The organism is Paenibacillus sp. FSL H8-0317 (assembly GCF_045040685.1).
GTDB lineage: Bacteria > Bacillota > Bacilli > Paenibacillales > Paenibacillaceae > Paenibacillus.
Window position 1 is genome coordinate 3,481,887 of record NZ_CP150294.1, and the last position, 16,972, is coordinate 3,498,858.

15 protein-coding genes are annotated in these 16,972 nt (G+C 44.8%); 13 read left to right on the forward strand and 2 right to left on the reverse strand.

Annotation, left to right across the window (positions count from 1 at the left end; genetic code table 11):
- Positions 1–39 precede the first annotated feature (39 nt).
- From MHB43_RS15620 to glyA, 9 genes are all read left to right on the forward strand, one after another.
- Positions 40–1,029: a LacI family DNA-binding transcriptional regulator gene (locus MHB43_RS15620; RefSeq protein ID WP_339185066.1), complete on the forward strand. Its 990-nt coding sequence runs from the start codon at positions 40–42 to the stop codon at positions 1,027–1,029.
- The gene (rbsK, locus tag MHB43_RS15625; protein ID WP_339185067.1) at positions 1,022–1,900 is read left to right on the forward strand and encodes a ribokinase; all 879 of its coding nucleotides are present in this window, start codon (positions 1,022–1,024) and stop codon (positions 1,898–1,900) included. The genes MHB43_RS15620 and rbsK overlap by 8 nt, the downstream gene beginning before the upstream one ends.
- Positions 1,900–2,301: a D-ribose pyranase gene (rbsD, locus tag MHB43_RS15630; RefSeq protein WP_221821049.1), complete on the forward strand. Its 402-nt coding sequence runs from the start codon at positions 1,900–1,902 to the stop codon at positions 2,299–2,301. Before rbsK ends, rbsD begins: the two co-directional genes overlap by 1 nt.
- A 14-nt stretch (positions 2,302–2,315) precedes the next feature.
- Positions 2,316–3,797: a sugar ABC transporter ATP-binding protein gene (locus MHB43_RS15635; protein ID WP_221821050.1), complete on the forward strand. Its 1,482-nt coding sequence runs from the start codon at positions 2,316–2,318 to the stop codon at positions 3,795–3,797.
- A gap of 10 nt (positions 3,798–3,807) precedes the next feature.
- Entirely contained in the window at positions 3,808–4,770 is a 963-nt protein-coding gene (locus tag MHB43_RS15640) for an ABC transporter permease subunit (RefSeq protein ID WP_370511443.1), read from the forward strand.
- A gap of 14 nt (positions 4,771–4,784) precedes the next feature.
- Positions 4,785–5,717 (forward strand): ribose ABC transporter substrate-binding protein RbsB, encoded by a 933-nt coding sequence (rbsB, locus tag MHB43_RS15645; RefSeq protein ID WP_405132300.1) that lies wholly within the window; start codon positions 4,785–4,787, stop codon positions 5,715–5,717.
- 318 nt (positions 5,718–6,035) lie between these two features.
- Positions 6,036–6,779 (forward strand): YggS family pyridoxal phosphate-dependent enzyme, encoded by a 744-nt coding sequence (locus MHB43_RS15650; RefSeq protein ID WP_221821051.1) that lies wholly within the window; start codon positions 6,036–6,038, stop codon positions 6,777–6,779.
- Positions 6,780–6,798: 19 nt separating this feature from the next.
- On the forward strand, positions 6,799–8,004 hold the full coding sequence (locus tag MHB43_RS15655; RefSeq protein WP_221821053.1) for a benzoate/H(+) symporter BenE family transporter: 1,206 nt from the start codon (positions 6,799–6,801) through the stop codon (positions 8,002–8,004).
- A 25-nt stretch (positions 8,005–8,029) separates the two neighbouring features.
- Positions 8,030–9,274 carry a serine hydroxymethyltransferase gene (gene glyA / locus MHB43_RS15660; RefSeq protein ID WP_405132301.1) on the forward strand — a complete coding sequence of 415 codons (1,245 nt, stop codon included), beginning with the start codon at positions 8,030–8,032 and terminating at the stop codon, positions 9,272–9,274.
- 138 nt (positions 9,275–9,412) lie between these two features.
- On the opposite strand, the gene MHB43_RS15665 is transcribed toward glyA, so the two are convergent.
- Both MHB43_RS15665 and MHB43_RS15670 read right to left on the reverse strand, forming a co-directional pair.
- Positions 9,413–10,033 carry an NAD(P)-dependent oxidoreductase gene (locus MHB43_RS15665; protein ID WP_405132302.1) on the reverse strand — a complete coding sequence of 207 codons (621 nt, stop codon included), beginning with the start codon at positions 10,031–10,033 and terminating at the stop codon, positions 9,413–9,415.
- 44 nt (positions 10,034–10,077) lie between these two features.
- The gene (locus MHB43_RS15670; RefSeq protein ID WP_405132303.1) at positions 10,078–11,508 is read right to left on the reverse strand and encodes a PLP-dependent aminotransferase family protein; all 1,431 of its coding nucleotides are present in this window, start codon (positions 11,506–11,508) and stop codon (positions 10,078–10,080) included.
- Between the two features lie 285 nt (positions 11,509–11,793).
- Here MHB43_RS15670 and MHB43_RS15675 point away from each other — a divergent pair, with 285 nt between their 5' ends.
- The 4 genes from MHB43_RS15675 (at position 11,794) to MHB43_RS15690 (ending at position 16,890) form a co-directional block, all read left to right on the forward strand.
- Positions 11,794–13,899, forward strand: coding sequence for a serine hydrolase domain-containing protein (locus MHB43_RS15675; RefSeq protein WP_405132304.1), 2,106 nt, complete (start codon positions 11,794–11,796; stop codon positions 13,897–13,899).
- Between the two features lie 343 nt (positions 13,900–14,242).
- The gene (locus MHB43_RS15680; protein ID WP_339185080.1) at positions 14,243–15,691 is read left to right on the forward strand and encodes an amino acid ABC transporter substrate-binding protein/permease; all 1,449 of its coding nucleotides are present in this window, start codon (positions 14,243–14,245) and stop codon (positions 15,689–15,691) included.
- Positions 15,684–16,412: an amino acid ABC transporter ATP-binding protein gene (locus MHB43_RS15685; RefSeq protein WP_405132305.1), complete on the forward strand. Its 729-nt coding sequence runs from the start codon at positions 15,684–15,686 to the stop codon at positions 16,410–16,412. The genes MHB43_RS15680 and MHB43_RS15685 overlap by 8 nt, the downstream gene beginning before the upstream one ends.
- A 121-nt stretch (positions 16,413–16,533) precedes the next feature.
- Positions 16,534–16,890: a hypothetical protein gene (locus MHB43_RS15690; protein ID WP_405132306.1), complete on the forward strand. Its 357-nt coding sequence runs from the start codon at positions 16,534–16,536 to the stop codon at positions 16,888–16,890.
- Positions 16,891–16,972: the final 82 nt, after the last annotated feature.

Consider the following 16,972-nt stretch of genomic DNA (forward strand, 5'->3'; position numbering starts at 1 on the left):
TAATGTCTGTAACCGGTTACACATAGAGGAGAGCAACTTATGACAACAATTAAAGATGTAGCTCAACTGGCTGGCGTATCTGTTGCCACCGTATCCAGGGTCATTAACGATAGAGGTTATGTTCATGCGGACACACGCAAGAAAGTGGAAGATGCTGTGAAGGCGCTTAACTTTTCGCCGAATGAAGTGGCCCGCTCATTATATAAGCGCAAGTCCAAACTGATTGGCCTGTTGTTGCCGGATATCGCCAACCCTTACTTTCCGCAATTGGCCCGCGGCGTAGAGGACCGGATGCAGGAACAGGATTACAGACTGATATTCGGAAATAGTGATGAGGATGAACGGAAGGAGCAGGATTACATCCAGACGTTTATCCAGAACAACGTGGTCGGTGTGATCTCTTCAACGAACTATCCTCATTCTTCAATATATGAAAAACTGAAGATTCCCGTTGTGTTTCTGGATAGAACATCATTGGATCGTCCATCCGTGTATGCGGATGGCAGGGAAGGTGGAAGACTAGCTGCAAGGGAGATCATCAAACGCGGCAGTCGCCGGATCACAGTTATGCAGGGACCGTCACAGATCAGACCCGCTCAAGACCGTTTTGAAGGGGCGATTGAAATCATCCGTGATGCTGGGTTAGACTACCAGGTAATCCAGACGACCTCATTTTCAATTAACGAGGCAGGTGTATGGGCTGAAGAATTATTCAGAAAGTATGCGGACACAGACGGGGTCATTGCCAGCAACGACATCGCAGCCATGGCCGTACTGCATGAGGCATCACGAATCGGAAGAAAGGTTCCTGATGACGTACAAGTGATTGGTTTCGATGACATTCCGATGAGCAGGCTGTTATCGCCGGCATTGTCCACCATCCATCAGCCAGCATACGAGATGGGAAGAGAAGCGGCGGGATTACTTATCCAGCTTGTGGAACAAGCTGCAATAGAGAACAAAAACATACAGTTACCCGTAAGTTTCATCGAACGGGGCACTACGAGAAAGGTGAAATCAGATGGCTAAAATATGTGTAATAGGAAGCAGTTCAATGGATCTGGTTGTTACTTCGTCAAGACGGCCGGGGGCGGGTGAAACCGTTCTTGGCGACAGCTTCAAAACGGTCCCTGGCGGTAAGGGAGCCAATCAGGCTGTTGCTGCTGCACGACTGGGTGCCGAGGTTGCGATGATCGGCCGGGTAGGCGACGATGCTTTTGGCAAAGATATTTTAGAGAACTTTAGAGCAAATGCTGTAAATACGCAAAATGTGAAACCGGTTACACATTTAGAAAGTGGAACGGCTCATATCATTCTGGCAGAAGGTGATAATAGTATCGTAGTGGTTGAAGCGGCGAACCGGGAAGTCACTCCTGCATATGTCGATGAAGCAGCTAAAGTGATCCGCGATGCAGATATCGTACTAATCCAGCAGGAAATTCCGGAGGAAACGGTTGTGCATGTGAGTACATTGTGTGCAGAATTCGGAACACCGCTGCTGCTTAATCCAGCACCGGCGAGAACATTACCGCAAGAAGTGATCGACAATGCCGCATATATCACGCCGAACGAGCATGAAGCCGAGATTTTGTTTCAGGGCATGAGTCCGGCACAGGCATTACGTCAGTATCCAAACAAGTTGTTCATCACGGAGGGCAGTAAAGGTGTACGTTACTTTGATGGTACTGAGGAAATTTTAGTCCCAACTTATAAAGTTGAGGCTGTCGATACTACTGGGGCAGGGGATACGTTCAACGCCGCATTTGCAGTTGCTTTAGCTGAAGGAAGAGCGTTGCAAGAGAGTATACGCTTCGCCAATCGGGCTGCATCGTTGTCCGTCACCAAGTTCGGAGCGCAGGGCGGCATGCCAACCCGTGATGAAGTAGAGGAGAGCTTGTAATGAAAAGAAATGGCATGTTGAATAGTCACATTTCCAAGATTCTGTCTGATCTGGGCCATACGGACATGATTGCGATTGCGGATGCAGGTCTGCCGGTACCGGACGGGGTACTCAAAATTGACCTGGCCCTCAAACTGGGAACACCAAGTTTTCGCGAAGTGGTGGAAGCGATCACTGAAGATATGATCATTGAGAAAGTCATTGTGGCTGAAGAGATTCGCGAAGGCAATCCTGTAGCCATGCAATTCATCACAGAGAAATTTGGGGTAGAAGCAATCGATGCTTCGGTCAGCCACGAGCAATTCAAAGCATTAACACGGCAGGTGAAAGCAGTCATTCGTACAGGTGAAGCCACACCCTATGCCAATTGCATTTTACAATCGGGAGTCCATTTCGGTTAAAAGGAGGTTGCGTAATGCACATTCAGATGCAAGACATTCATAAAGCGTTTGGAACGAATCAGGTGCTGAGCGGAGTGGATTTTGAACTAAAGGATGGTGAAGTTCATGCCCTGATGGGGGAGAATGGAGCCGGGAAATCCACACTGATGAATATTCTGATTGGTCTCCATCAGAGAGACCAAGGGACCATCATGATCGACGGAGAAGAAAACTATTTTGGAAGTCCAAAAGAAGCCGAGAAACTGGGTATCACATTCATACATCAGGAGCTGAATGTGTGGCCTGAAATGACGGTGCTGGATAATCTCTTTATTGGTAAGGAGATGACATCATCGTTCGGATTGCTCAATACAAGACAAATGAAAGCGCTTGCCAAAGAACAGTTTACCAAGCTTTCCGTAGACATACCACTGGAACGTCCTGCGGGAGAGTGCTCTGTCGGGCAGCAACAGATGATTGAGATTGCCAAAGCGCTAATGACAGATGCCAAGGTCATCATTATGGACGAGCCAACAGCAGCACTTACGGAGCGCGAGATCCAGAAGCTGTTTGGTGTAATAAGCTCGCTGAAGAAGGAAGGCGTATCCATCGTGTATATTTCTCACCGAATGGAGGAGATATTCACGATCTGTGACCGGATTACCATCATGCGTGATGGAAGAACGGTGGACACGCAAGCTATTCCGCAGACAAGCTTTGATGAAGTGGTGCGGAAAATGGTAGGTCGTGAACTTACCGAGCGTTATCCTGTCCGGAATCCTTCTTATGGTGAAGTTGTCCTCGAAGTAAGGAACGCAAGCAGCAAAGGTCTATTCGAGAATATTAACTTCACGGTGAGAGCGGGGGAAATACTCGGTTTCTCAGGACTCATGGGTTCTGGACGAACAGAGATCATGAGAACCATCTTTGGTTTGGATACGTTGGATAGCGGTGAAATCTTCATCCGCGGCAAAAAAGCGAACATTCGTAAACCGGCAGATGCAGTGAAACATGGAATCGGGTTTATTACAGAAGACCGCAAGGATGAAGGGTTGGTATTAGACTTCTCTATTCGCGAGAATATGGCGTTGCCAAATCTGTTCAGTTTCTCAAGCAAAGGTTTCATCTCAACTTCAAAAGAACAAGAATTCGTAGATACACTGATCAAACGTCTACAGATCAAAACGCAATCCTCCGAGACGGCGGCAAGGAATCTATCCGGGGGTAACCAGCAGAAGGTGGTTATCGCGAAATGGGTTGGTATCGGACCAAGCGTGCTTATCCTGGATGAACCTACCCGCGGAGTGGATGTCGGGGCGAAGCGCGAAATCTATGAATTGATGAATGAACTGACAGACCGCGGCGTTGCAATCATCATGGTATCGTCGGAGTTGCCTGAAGTGCTCGGCATGAGCGACCGAATCGCGGTTGTGCATGAGGGACACATCAGTGGCGAGGTTGCAAGGGAAGTAGCAACACAAGAACACATTATGACATTGGCCACAGGGGGACAGTGATATGACAACAATGCAGGAAAACAAAACGGCTAAAAGCGGATTCCGTTTCTCAAACGTGATACAAAAATTGGGACCGCTACTTGGCTTAATCATTCTTATTCTCATCGTTTCGGTGTTGAATCCAAGTTTCTTGGAACCACTTAATATCTTGAATTTATTGCGTCAAGTCTCGATTAATGCGCTGATTGCCTTCGGTATGACGTTTGTTATCCTGACGGGTGGAATTGATCTGTCGGTCGGCTCAATTCTGGCTTTATCCAGTGCTTTTGTAGCAAACATGATGTTGTCCGGCCTGGATCCGATCTTGTCCATCATTATTGGTGTAGCACTCGGTGGTGTCATGGGTATGGTGAACGGACTGATGATTACCAAAGGTAAAATGGCTCCGTTTATCGCTACACTTGCTACCATGACGATATTCAGAGGACTGACGTTGGTGTACACCAATGGTAATCCAATTACAGGACTCGGGGATAACTTGTTGTTCCAATTGTTCGGCCGCGGTTACCTGCTGGGCATTCCAGTACCTGCAATCACGATGCTGATTACCTTCATGATTCTGTGGATTGTTTTGCATAAAACGGCTTTTGGCCGCAAAACGTACGCCATCGGTGGTAATGAGAAAGCTTCCATTATCTCGGGTATCAAAGTTAATCGCGTGAAAATTATGATCTACTCCCTGACAGGTATGCTCGCTGCTCTGGCAGGTGCAATTCTGACATCGCGTTTGAATTCAGCGCAACCAACGGCAGGAACATCCTACGAGCTGGATGCAATCGCAGCAGTTGTATTGGGTGGTACAAGTCTGGCTGGAGGACGTGGACGTATCGTTGGTACACTGATCGGTGTTCTGATTATCGGCGTGTTGAATAACGGATTGAACTTGCTTGAAGTAAACTCATTTTATCAAATGGTTGTAAAAGGTATCGTTATTGCCATTGCCGTCCTGCTGGACCGCAAGAAAACAGCATAAGGAGAGAAGCGAATATGAAAAAGTGGACTGTAACACTCATAAGTATGCTGATGATCATCGTTCTGGCCGGTTGCTCTCTGGAGCCACCAGAATGGGCTAAACCAAACCCTAACAAAAGTAACGGACAGAAGAAAATAGGTTTGTCGATATCTACACTGAACAATCCATTCTTTGTATCACTAAAGGACGGGGTCATGGCTGAAGCCAAAAAACAGGGAATACAGGTCATCGTGGTGGATGCGCAGAACGATTCGGCCAAACAAACCAATGATGTGGATGATCTCATTCAGCAAGGCGTTAGTGCACTGCTAATTAACCCTGCGGACTCTGCAGCGATCTCCACAGCGGTTCAATCCGCTAATAGTGTGGGCATTCCTGTAATTACGCTGGATCGCTCCGCCGATAAAGGCGAAGTGGCGGCACTAGTGGCATCGGATAACGTTAAAGGTGGACGCATGGCAGCTGAATACTTTGTTGAACAACTTGGTGAGGGAGCAAAAGTCATTGAACTTGAGGGTGTACCTGGCGCTTCCGCAACAAGAGAACGGGGTAAAGGTTTCCACGAAGTGGCTGACAAGCAACTCGATGTGGTTTCCAAACAATCTGCTGATTTCGATCGGTCCAAAGGATTAAATGTCATGGAGAATCTGCTTCAGGGTAATCCTGACGTGCAGGCAGTATTTGCCCATAATGATGAGATGGCACTTGGTGTAATTGAAGCGATTCAAAGCTCAGGTAAAGACATTCCGGTCATCGGATTCGACGGCAATGATGATGCAATCAAATCCATTCAGGATGGGAAATTGACGGCAACAGTCGCTCAGCAGCCTATACTGATTGGCCAACTGGCGCTGCAAGCAGCTCTGGATGTATTAAGTGGCAAGCAGGTGGAGTCATCGATTCCTGCTGAATTGAAGCTGGTAACCAAGGAAAATGTGAACGAGTAAATCATCATAAAACATGTATCTTCTTGGACATGAACATAGAACTAAACCAAGCCGCTAATTTAGCGGCTTTTTTCATTTTGGAAGAAGCGTGTGGGCATCACATCAATCAGATTATTGAAAAGCATATTACAGAGGTGCCCCAATTGAATAATGTCCACTTTGTCGTTTTGGACTGCTCAAAAAGAGCATTTTTGGATATGTATATCCAATCCATGCGTTGCTATACTAGCATGACGTTCCACACAGTCTTCACAATACATAAGGAGGAGCTAATCTCAATTATTCATTCCCGTTTGGAATAGAAAGAAGGTGGCTGACATGAAACATATAGTAGAAGAAAATCTTCAAACTGTAAGACAGCAGATGGCATTGGCCTGCCAGGCTTCAGGTCGCAACATCGAGGACATCAAGTTGTTGCTCGCGACCAAAACGGTACCGCTTGAGAAATTACAAATAGCTATTCAAGCAGGTGAGGTCCTGTTTGGAGAAAACAAAGCTCAAGAACTCCGAGACAAATTCCCACTCATGGAACAAAGCAAGCAGGTGGAATGGCATTTTATCGGACATCTGCAAACAAATAAAGTAAAGGACGTTGTTAAATATGTTACTCTCATCCATTCCGTAGATCGTCTGAAACTGGGTCAAGCGTTACATAACCAGCTTCTCAAAGAGAATAAGACCTTAGATATTCTTGTGCAAATTAATACGTCCTACGAAGAAAGTAAATTTGGTGCCTCTCCAGAAACAGCCGTTGAGCTTGTAGAACAGTTGTCTCAATTCGAGACATTGAATGTGAAAGGTTTAATGACGATTGGAAAACTGAATGCGACAAACGAAGAAACACGACATTGTTTTCGATTGTTAAATCAGATCCGTACGCAGATTAAAGAGAAAATTATTCCACGCGTAGAAATGGATATTTTATCGATGGGTATGTCTGGAGACTTCCAAGTCGCCATTGAAGAAGGAGCTACAATGATACGTGTAGGAACAAGTGTATTTGGTCAACGCTACTTACCGGACGAGTATTACTGGAATGAAAACACACGCATCGATGATTAAGTGAGAGGTAGTGTTAAATATGAAGACAGCATCCCCTTCGTTACGTGGCCGTGATTTGATATCGCCGGTGATCGCCGCTTTAATATCCGTAATTGTTAATTACGGGGGTACGTTTATCCTTGTTTTTCAAGCTGCAAAAGTGGCTGGTTTAAGCCCGGAAATGACTGCTTCCTGGATTTGGTCCATCTCGATTGGAGTAGGAGTAACAGGAATTTGGCTCAGTTATCGATATAAGGAACCGATTATTACAGCCTGGTCTACACCGGGTGTGGCGTTTCTCGTTTCAGCATTAGCGGTAACCCCTTATCCAGAAGCAATTGGCGCTTACATGATTTCAGCAGTCGGATTTATTATTTTAGGTTTGTCAGGCATGTTTGAACGTTTCGTTCGACTTATTCCCCCAGGCATCGCTTCCGGATTGTTAGCTGGTATTTTACTACAGTTTGGTATTTCGGCCTTTGGAGGGGCGAAGGTAGATCCTTTGCTTGTGATTGTACTGTTTGCAGGCTATATCGTGCTAAGAAGGTTTACTTCTCGTTACGCCATTGTTGGCATATTGGCAATCGGTTTGATTTATTTGATATGTATGGGGAAAACAGACTTCAGTACGATCCAATTGGCTGTCGCATCGCCTGTATTTGTTGTTCCGGCATTTTCGTTAAATGCTTTACTTGGCGTTGCGCTACCGCTGTTCATTATTACCTTGACAGGGCAGTATATGCCCGGAATGCTTGTTCTGCGTAATGATGGATTCAAGACAAGTGCCAATCCTATTTTGGCTGTAACAGGTTTGGGTTCGCTTCTTGCAGCCCCATTCGGATCACATGCTTTTAATGTGGCAGCTATTACAGCAGCGATTTGTACAGGAAAGGATGCACATGAGGATTCAACCAAACGTTATATTGCAGGTATTGCTTGTGGTGTTTTTTATATTTTTGTCGGCATTTTTGGCGTAACATTGGCTGCTCTGTTTTTGATTCTTCCTGCTACCTTTATTGCAACATTAGCGGGATTGGCCTTACTTGGAACCATCGGTGGCAGTCTTGCCAATGCATTAACGGACCCTAAGGGACGTGAAACTGCATTGATTACGTTTTTGGCGACAGCGGCGAATGTGACTTTGCTTGGTGTGGGTGGTGCATTTTGGGGACTGTTTGCAGGAATGATGGCACATCTACTGATGAATAGTAAATTTCCCAAAAAACAAATTGGAACGAATAAATAACCGTAATATTGAGAGGAAGATGTTCATGAAACATTTGGAGAAGCAAGATAAAGTAATAGGAAAGGCTGTTCAGCAAGAGCTTGCACGGCAGCGGGATACGATAGAACTGATTGCATCAGAGAATTTTGTTAGTCAAGCTGTGATGGAAGCAACCGGTTCAGTGTTGACCAATAAATATGCAGAGGGGTATCCGGGCAGAAGATATTACGGCGGGTGTGAGCATGTTGATACGGTCGAGGAGATAGCAAATCGCCGCCTTAAAGCCCTTTTTGGAGCTGAACATGCGAATGTGCAGCCTCACTCCGGTTCTCAGGCCAACATGGCTGTTTATTTTGCCTCGGTTAAGATTGGCGACACAATACTTGGCATGAATTTATCCCAAGGAGGTCATCTAACACACGGAAGCCTTGTTAATTTTTCAGGTAGGTTTTACAATTTTGTTTCATATGGTGTCGATGCACAGACGGGCCGCATTGACTTTGACGAAGTACGTAAACTTGCTTATAAGCATCGTCCACGCATGATTGTTGCAGGTGGAAGTGCATACCCGCGGACCATTGAGTTTGAATTATTTGCCCAGATTGCTGCCGAAGTGGGAGCTCTTTTCTTTGTAGATATGGCGCATATAGCAGGAATTGTTGCGTCAGGTTTGCATCCTAACCCGGTACCACATGCCCATTTTGTTTCAACCACCACGCACAAGACTCTGCGAGGACCACGAGGAGGAGCTATCTTGTGCCGTGAGCCGTGGGCACAGGCGATAGACAAAGCTGTATTCCCAGGAACTCAGGGCGGTCCATTCATGCATGTCATTGCAGGAAAGGCGGTGGCATTAGGTGAGGCATTGCAATCCGATTTCACAACATATATTGAGAGCGTGCTGAGTAACGCCAACGTATTGGCAGAAACTTTAATGAATGAAGGACTCACCCTTGTATCGGGTGGGACAGATAATCACATCGTGTTGGTTGACTTACGAACTATGGGCCTTACAGGCAAAGAAGCCGAAATCTTACTTGATGAAGTAGGGATTACCGCGAATAAAAATGCAATCCCTCACGATACAGCAAGCCCGTTGATCACGAGCGGTATTCGTTTTGGAACGCCGGCTATGACGTCCAGAGGACTGGGAGCCAAGGAAATGAAAGAAATCGCTCAGCTGATAGGGCTTGCTTTTAAAAATCCAAAGAACTCGGATGTAAAAAATCAAATATTAGGTAGTGTCCGCGAAATTACTTCGCAATTCCCTTTATATGAAGGGCTTAAATAGCTCAACAGCAGACACAAATAGAGCCTGCAATTGTTCCTGATGGCTAACAATTGCAGGCTCTTTGATTTTCCATGATTATATTGAAACTCACTTTTTTGAACAGAAGAGATATACCGTAAATGAGATTTAAGACACACGCTAGTAGGCTATACCTACACGAGACTGTACATACTCATCAGACATTAATTGCTGATAAGTAAACTCCGCAGTATCGATTACAGATATAGAGGTTCCACCGTCAGGCAAATAGTCGCGCTCAACCCGGTACTTACCGAGAGATTCTCCATCAAATAAGTAGGTAGGACACACGATAGTCCATTCTAACTCTGAAGCTTTGAGAATGTTGTACATTTCCAGATGCTCTTCAGCTGCTCGCGTGGACTTACGTTTGGACTCAGGGGATTGAAAACGAAGCAAGCCAGGATCCGTTCGACTTTCCAATATTCCTGCTGTACCAATGGTAATGATTCTTTTGATACGCTCCTGAGCCATAGCCTCAACAATATGTCCCATGGATTGCGATAATGTAGTCGTTCCATCGGTACTTAAGGAACTAACAACGAGATCTACACCCTGTATGGCGTGATGAATATCCTCTTTGACTATAGCGTTTCCTTGATGCAGAATGAAATTGTCATCGTTGATTTGTACCTTTTCCGGGCTTCTAACCAGTGCAGTCACATGATGATTGGAACGTAGGGCATTAGAGACGAAATGACTTCCAACCCGTCCGGTAGCTCCTAACACTAAAATTTTCATTACAAAAAACATCCTTTCGAATCCGATTGGAGAGTAGTTCTCCATCATAATACAATCTTTGCAAGCCGATGTATGCCTTCCTCAATCTGCGCCTCATCCACTTTTGCAAAACCTAATATCCATCCTTTTCGATGACTCTCCAAGCAATATCTACTAAGCGGATACACACGCACACCTTGATCAAGGGCAGCATTTGTCAGCGCTTCTTCGTCAAATGACGTTTCAGATTCTAGAAGCATATGTAATCCCGTTTCCACACCACTTAATGTAAATCGTGAGCCTAGCCCAGAAGCAACAATGGCTTTGGTCATGACTTCGTGTCTGCGTCGATATATGTTCCGAACTCTTCTCATATGGCGCATAAAATGACCACGCTCAATAAAATGAGTTAGCGTTAATTGTTCCATAATCGGCAGATGACGATAGGTTAATTCATGAACTTGGGTAAGGCGATCGATGGCTATTTTGGGGCCGATGATAGCCGACAGACGAATACCAGGTGCAACCATTTTGGAAAAACTCATCATATAAAGCGTATTCTGAGGTTGCTGACTGAATATAGTTGGAAGCGGATCTCCACGGTACCTAAATTCGCTATCGTAATCATCCTCAACAATCCAATATCGATGATGAGCTGCCAAGTGCATCAATTGTTGCCTGCGAGGCTCCGACATAATAACGCCAACTGCGCATTGATGAGAAGGTGTGACAAATACGAGTTTCGTCTGTGGGTGAATATGATCTACACATAATCCATACTCATCGACTGGAACGGGATCGACTTGCATCCGGCGGTATTTCATCGCCATCCAAGCAGCAGGGAAGCCGGGATCTTCTACGGAAACTCTGTCTCCCTCACTTAAAAGTGCCTGGGCAATTAAATCAATGCTATGTTGTGCACCTGAGGTTAACAAGATTTGATCAACATCGATATGAATGCCTCGTTCAAGTGACAAATAACGCTGAATCTGTTCTCTTACCGCCAGTAACCCTCTGGCATCGCCATAAGCCCAAAGATCCAGATTGGGTTCAGTGGAAGCTTGCAAAAAGGATTGCCTCCAGGCTTTTGTAAAACTTTCATCTAAATAAGGCTCGTGGGGATTAAAATCAATTTCTATTTTGCGATTGTCCCTATTGCCAAACCAACTATGCAGATGACCAATCGATTCGTTCAGTGCAGGCAGTTCGGGCGGAATAGGCCCTTGCATCGTGACGCCTTCTGATGAACGAGGTGCATATGTCCAATCACTAACCCTTGTCCCGGCCCGACGGGAAGTTACCGTATACCCTCGACTGAATAATTCCTCGTACACAATCTGTATGGTTGACCGTGAAACACCAATTAATTGAGCAAGTTCGCGTGAGGGGAGTAGCAATTCGCCTGGTTGCCATTTCCCGGTTGTGATATTATGAATCGCTTGATCCAAAAGTTGCTGCCAGATCGGGCGATGGTCATTCCGATTAACTTTTAGCATTGCTTCAACTCCATTACTCATGCTGAATTATGGATTGCATTTATTTATGTACTTAGTCATGTTATTGGCACTCCATTGATTGATATACCATTATAGCAAAAGTTTAATTTGCAAACAAAACAAAGCTGGACTAAAGCGAGTTTTACTGTGTGTCCAACCTATTTGGGTTGATCCTGCTTGGTTCATACTCGATTCATATTCAAGCCACAGACAGTTCATCTTCTTCGGTTACACTACGGGAGTACTAACACAGAGATTCCTAATCCATAGACTAGACAGGAGAAGATGAGATTGACACGAAAGAAACGAACTTCTATCGCCGCCATAACCTTGGTGTTTGCAATGATGTCCCCAATGTCGGCGATGGCCACACCCACTACCAGTAACGGTAGTAACCCTACGTATGATCTAACTAAAAAGGCAGTAAGCGCAAAGGCCAAGGTACTCACTGAATCATACGCTACGACAAGTGTGCAGTACGCACTGATGGATGAGGGCGAGATTGTGATCTCCGGTCAGGCAGGCAAAAATGATCTGAAAAACAATATTCCCCTTTCTTCAGACACCATGTATGGCATAGGTTCAACCAGCAAGATGATGCTCACAACCGCCGTAATGAAGCTAGTGGACCAAGGCAAGATCGATCTTGACGAGCCTGTCGTGAAGTATATTTCAGATTTTAAAATGAAAGACAAGCGTTACCAACAGATTACACCACGTATGCTACTGAATCATTCATCCGGACTTCTCGGAACGTCAAGTAACAGTGCAATACTGTTTGGAGATAATGATACCTATGCGCATGATACGTTACTGGAACAATTGGCGACGCAACATCTGAAGGCCGATCCTGGCGCATACTCGGTGTATAGTAATGACGGTTTTACATTGGCTGAAATTCTGGTTGAGCGGGTCAGCGGCATGAGCTTCACAACTTTCATGCACCGGTACATAACCGAACCTCTTGGTATGGCGCATACCAAAACACCGCAAGATATTGTAGACTTTAGCCAGATGGCAGCAACATACGCCCCTTCGCATGAGGAACAACTCCCGTTAGAGACTACAAATATGATTGCCTCGGGAGGCATCTATTCCACCGCTGAAGATCTGGTTCAGTTCTCGAAAATCTTTACAGGTGAGGTTGAAGGTGTTCTTTCGGAGGAATCCGTAGAGGCCATGGAGCAAGAAGAATACAAGAGAGGCATGTGGCCAGAAGAAGGCGATTCTTCTATTGGTTACGGCCTGGGCTGGGACAGCGTGAACCTGTTTCCTTTTAATGATTACGGCATCCAGGCAGTAAGCAAAGGCGGCAATACAATAACCTATCATTCCTCCTTGATTGTACTTCCGGAGTATAATATGGCTGCTGCAGTAACCTCTTCGGGTGGTCATAGCTCAACGGATCAATTGCTGGCAACTGAGCTGTTGCTTGGTGCGCTTGAGGAGAAGAATATCATTCCAGAGCGTAAACCGGAGAAGTCACATGATGCACCGGTAAAAACAACCATGCCGAAGGAACTTACACAGCACACAGGCATGTACGCGGGTGGGGCAAACATGTTAATGAAGCTGGACGTAAAAGATGACGGGCAATTAACGCTATCTAATCTGTCGTCTCCTAACAGTTCTGATCAGACCTATACGTACACCGCTGATGGATCATTTGTTAATGATGCGGCTACGGAAAAGCTGAAGTTCGTTCAGGAAGTCAACGGGAACACATATTTGTGGTCTCGCTCGTATCAGTCTGTTCCTGGACTTGGACAAGTTGCTTCCTCGGAATATAAAGCAGAAAAGCTTGAAACCAATGAATTGTCTACAGAAGTAAAGGCCGCATGGCAGAAACGGGAAGGCAAAGCCTACGTGTTGGTTAATGAAAAATACACATCAACACTGTACAACGCAGCGATGCCGATGATTCCCATTCATACTTTTAATGAGCTACCGGGTTATGTCTACACGAATAAAATCGTTGGAGCTAACCAAGCTGTGAACCAATTGCAAATTCCTGGATTAGCAGGCCGTGACACGATGGAGTTTAATTTCTATGAGGAAAATGGCGTGGAATACGTTACAGCTGGAGGGAACGTTTATGCTGCTCAAGAAATTATAAAACCGATCTATACGGGAAGACAATCAAAGACAACCATTCAAGCGAATGGTCATGCCACATGGTATTCGATTCCAGCATCAGCTGCAGGTAAGGAAATGACGGTCAAGATGTCTTCAAACAGCGCATTTGCTGTATACGACCAAGCGGGCGTAGGCATGAATCACACAGTGGTCAGTGGACAAAACGAAATTGTATTGCCTGAGAACGGAACCATTGTGTTCGCGGGTGAAGCTGGCTCGAAGTTCGAGATTGTATTGACAACCAAAGAAAATTAATAGATGATAAAAAACTGTACAACAGAAAGTCGCGGATAACGCGGCTTTTTTTGAGTTTTAAATTTTAAATAATACGTTTTAAAGTAAAAGTACCTTTTTTCAGATTCACGATGTAATATTGGGTTTCGCAAAGCTTACCTGGAGGGTAAGTATTAAGAAGGCTTTTACTGGTTGGAAAAAATGATGGAGGAAAATGTTGCAAGTGGAAAGGCAAAGCATTGATTGTTAATATACAGTAAATAATAACAATCAAATGGGCAGAAGATCGACAAAAAGCATAACCGTAATACCGATTCCAAAGAAAATAATGATTATTCGGACAACACCGAGACGGGGAGGACACATGAAAACAACGAAGATCTCATTTTTTATACTTTCACTGATGCTGCTCCTGGTGAGCGGTCTATCAGGATGGGTGGGGAACGCCGCCGCAGCATCCGATTCCGGTAAAACCTATGTTATCGGAACTGATGTCACATTTGCTCCATTCGAATATGAAGATGAGAATGGTGATTTTGTTGGTATCGACATGGATTTGCTGGATGCCATCGCGAAAGATCAAAATTTCAAGTATCAAATCAAATCCCTGGGATTTAACGCGGCTGTACAGGCACTTGAGGCGAATCAAGTCGATGGTGTGATCGCAGGGATGAGTATTACGGATGAAAGAAAAGCAAAATTTGATTTTTCTGATACTTATTTTGAATCAGGTGTCGTTATGGGTGTTAGTGCCAACAATGACACAATTAAGAGTTATGAAGACCTTCGTGGTAAAAAGGTCGCTGTAAAAACGGGAACAGAAGGGTTTAGTTTTGCAGAGTCCATCGCTTCAGAGTATGGATTTACGATCGTTCCGTTTGATGAGTCATACCAAATGTATGAAGATGTAAAAACCGGTAATTCCGTAGCCTGTTTTGAAGATTATCCTGTACTGGCCTATGGGGTTAATCAGAACAACGGTTTGAAAATTGTTACCGACAAAGAAGAAGGCGCTCCTTACGGTTTTGCAGTAAGCAAGGGGAAAAACCAAGAGCTTCTGGAGATGTTTAATACAGGTCTAACCAATATCAAAGCTAACGGTGAGTATAAACGCATTACCGAAACATATCTGGGTGAGAACGCTCCGACTGTTGCTAATCAAGGTCGCTGGGAGCTAATTCAGAAATCTCTTCCTGCACTTTTTAAAGGTCTGGGAAACACACTTTTATACACGATTGTGTCCCTTTTCTTTGCGTTTATCATCGGTCTGATTTTCGGATTTATGAAGGTGGGACAGAACAAATTCCTTCGTGGTGTTGCCACCGTATTTGTGGATATCTTCCGCGGTATTCCGCTGATTGTCCTGGCATTCTTTATCTATTTCGGGATTCCACAGGCGATGGGCTTCACGATGCCATTGTTCCTGGCGGCTATTCTGACACTTAGTCTGAATGCAGGGGCGTACGTAACCGAGATTATCCGAGGCGGGATTCAATCGATTGATCGTGGTCAGATGGAAGCTGCTCGTTCATTGGGTCTTCCTTATCGCAAAGCGATGATAAAGATTGTTATTCCGCAGGCAGTGCGGGTTATGATTCCGTCCTTCATTAACCAGATGGTTATCACGTTGAAGGATACGTCAATCTTGTCCGTTATTGGTCTCGTAGAGTTGACACAATCGGGTAAAATTGTTATTGCAAGAACGTTCTCCTCTTTTGACATTTGGTTAACGGTTGCGGTTATGTACCTGATTGTCATCATCACATTGACCAAAATTGCTGATTATCTGGAGGTGAAGGTTCGTCGTGGCTAAAATAAAAATTGAAGGTTTGAAGAAAAGTTTCGGCACAAATCAGGTTCTCAAGGGAATTGATGTGGCGGTCAACGAAGGAGAAGTCGTCTGTGTCATCGGGCCTTCCGGTTCGGGAAAAAGTACATTCTTGCGCTGCATCAACCAATTGGAAGATATCACAGCTGGTCGAGTTATTGTAGATAATCAGGATCTCAATGATCCTAAAACCAACATTAATAAAGCGCGTGAAAATATTGGCATGGTATTTCAACATTTTAACTTATTCCCTCATTTTAACGTATTGAAAAATATAATGTTTGCACCAAGAGAATTAGGGGTTTTAAACGCAGAAGAGGCTCGAAAAACAGGTCTTAGCCTTCTGGATCGTGTCGGGTTGTCTGATAAAGCGGCTAGTTTTCCCAGTCAACTCTCGGGGGGGCAAAAACAACGGGTTGCTATCGCTCGTGCGCTTGCTATGAACCCGGATGTGATGTTATTTGATGAACCGACTTCGGCGCTTGACCCAGAGATGGTAGGCGAAGTTCTGGGTGTAATGAAAGATCTTGCGAGCGAGGGTATGACGATGATCATTGTTACCCATGAGATGGGTTTTGCCCGTGAAGTAGCTGATCGTGTGATCTTCATGGACGGTGGTTATATTGTCGAGCAGGGCACTCCTGAAGAGATATTTGGAAATCCGAAGAATGAACGGACGATCAGCTTTTTGGAGAAGGTACTCTAGAACTGAATCGAGAATGAACACATTGAAAGTCGCTATTCAAGCGGCTTTTTTTGTTATATTTATGAGGTGATTTAATAGAAAGCCCGATCAAACTAAGCCTAGAAAGCGAGGTCTGTACTCCATGGAAAATGTGTCACAAGAAGATCAACTGGAATCCATCAAAGCCTTTCAATCAACCATCCGCAAATCGGAAAATGCCTTAGTGAATATGACTCAGAAAAGGAATAACACAACATTGCTACAGAGACGTCTCCAAGCTCTATACATCGGCCTAGCAGTTCTGGAAAAACACTGGAATCAGAAGCCTCATCAATACACCAAGGAAGATATAACAGAAGCCAGCCTTGTCTTGATTGGATTGTTTCCATCCCTTGAGAACATGTATGCCAAGTCCAAAGAAGGTAGCCCGCAAAAGACTCTTCTGGAAAGAAGAATTAAAGCATTTCATCTGGCCGTTCAAGCCATGGATACATACTGAAATGCTTATGCAATGCATTTTAACGACTTGAAATGAGAGAGAGGTCTGTCTAATGAACGACAGACCTCTCTTTTTTTTTTGC

Coding starts and splice junctions, on each gene's coding strand:
- MHB43_RS15620 (WP_339185066.1), top strand. CDS start 40: ATGACAACAATTAAAGATGTAGCTCAACTGGCTGGCGTATCTGTTGCC.
- rbsK (WP_339185067.1), top strand. CDS start 1,022: ATGGCTAAAATATGTGTAATAGGAAGCAGTTCAATGGATCTGGTTGTT.
- rbsD (WP_221821049.1), top strand. CDS start 1,900: ATGAAAAGAAATGGCATGTTGAATAGTCACATTTCCAAGATTCTGTCT.
- MHB43_RS15635 (WP_221821050.1), top strand. CDS start 2,316: ATGCACATTCAGATGCAAGACATTCATAAAGCGTTTGGAACGAATCAG.
- MHB43_RS15640 (WP_370511443.1), top strand. CDS start 3,808: ATGCAGGAAAACAAAACGGCTAAAAGCGGATTCCGTTTCTCAAACGTG.
- rbsB (WP_405132300.1), top strand. CDS start 4,785: ATGAAAAAGTGGACTGTAACACTCATAAGTATGCTGATGATCATCGTT.
- MHB43_RS15650 (WP_221821051.1), top strand. CDS start 6,036: ATGAAACATATAGTAGAAGAAAATCTTCAAACTGTAAGACAGCAGATG.
- MHB43_RS15655 (WP_221821053.1), top strand. CDS start 6,799: ATGAAGACAGCATCCCCTTCGTTACGTGGCCGTGATTTGATATCGCCG.
- glyA (WP_405132301.1), top strand. CDS start 8,030: ATGAAACATTTGGAGAAGCAAGATAAAGTAATAGGAAAGGCTGTTCAG.
- MHB43_RS15665 (WP_405132302.1), bottom strand. CDS start 10,033: ATGAAAATTTTAGTGTTAGGAGCTACCGGACGGGTTGGAAGTCATTTC.
- MHB43_RS15670 (WP_405132303.1), bottom strand. CDS start 11,508: ATGCTAAAAGTTAATCGGAATGACCATCGCCCGATCTGGCAGCAACTT.
- MHB43_RS15675 (WP_405132304.1), top strand. CDS start 11,794: ATGAGATTGACACGAAAGAAACGAACTTCTATCGCCGCCATAACCTTG.
- MHB43_RS15680 (WP_339185080.1), top strand. CDS start 14,243: ATGAAAACAACGAAGATCTCATTTTTTATACTTTCACTGATGCTGCTC.
- MHB43_RS15690 (WP_405132306.1), top strand. CDS start 16,534: ATGGAAAATGTGTCACAAGAAGATCAACTGGAATCCATCAAAGCCTTT.